This is a genomic window from Streptomyces sp. H27-H1, from assembly GCF_026627445.1.
Classification (GTDB): domain Bacteria; phylum Actinomycetota; class Actinomycetes; order Streptomycetales; family Streptomycetaceae; genus Streptomyces.
Genome location: NZ_JAPNLJ010000164.1, coordinates 1 through 737 on the forward strand (window position 1 = coordinate 1; position 737 = coordinate 737).

1 protein-coding gene and 1 pseudogene are annotated in these 737 nt (G+C 69.5%); both read left to right on the top strand.

The features are described 5' to 3' along the window. Positions 1–235 (top strand): annotated as a pseudogene (locus OTB20_RS42300) (IS5/IS1182 family transposase); the annotation flags it as partial. Positions 236–273: 38 nt separating this feature from the next. After that, positions 274–612, top strand: coding sequence for a transposase (locus OTB20_RS42305; RefSeq protein WP_420716632.1), 339 nt, complete (start codon positions 274–276; stop codon positions 610–612). Positions 613–737: the final 125 nt, after the last annotated feature.

The window sequence follows — 737 nt, forward strand, 5'->3', positions numbered from 1 at the left end:
ACCCAACCGAGTCCGTGCCGACAAGGCGTACGGCTCCCGGGCCAACCGCTCCTACCTGCGTAAACGCCGGATCGGGTGCACGATCCCCGAGAAGGCCGACCAGATTCGCAACCGCAAGAAGCTCGGCTCCCGTGGCGGCCGGCCCCCGGCGTTCGACAAAGACGACTACAAACAACGCCACGCTGTCGAGTGCGGCATCAACCGCCTCAAACGACACCGCGCAGTAGCCACGAGGGCGGTTTCGTCCCGGCGGCCCGGACCAGGTCGGCCGGGGTGCTGTCGCTGGTGGAGCGGGAGGAGATCTCCCGGGGTCTGGCTGCCGGTGATTCCTTCCGGGCGATCGCGGGCCGGCTGGGGCGGGCACCGTCCACGGTCAGCCGCGAGGTAGGGCGTCATGGCGGGCGTGAAAAGTACCGGGCCGCTCGCGCGGACGAGGGCGCCTGGGACAATGCCCGGCGTCCGAAGTCCTGTCTGCTGCGGCAGAGTCCCACCTTGCGGGACACGGTCGCGGGCAAGCTGAAGGAGGACTGGTCGCCGCGTCAGATCGCCGGCTGGCTCGCCCGCACCTTCGCGCCCGAGGACGGTATGTACGTGTCTCACGAGACGATCTAGGCCGCCCGCGCCGGACGGAGCGACTTGTCGCTGGTCAGCGTGGATTCCACAACGGTTCGCGCCCATCACGACGCCGCGGGCATGCGCGTCAGCAAGCACCTCATGGACGCCCTGGAGGAAGCCGC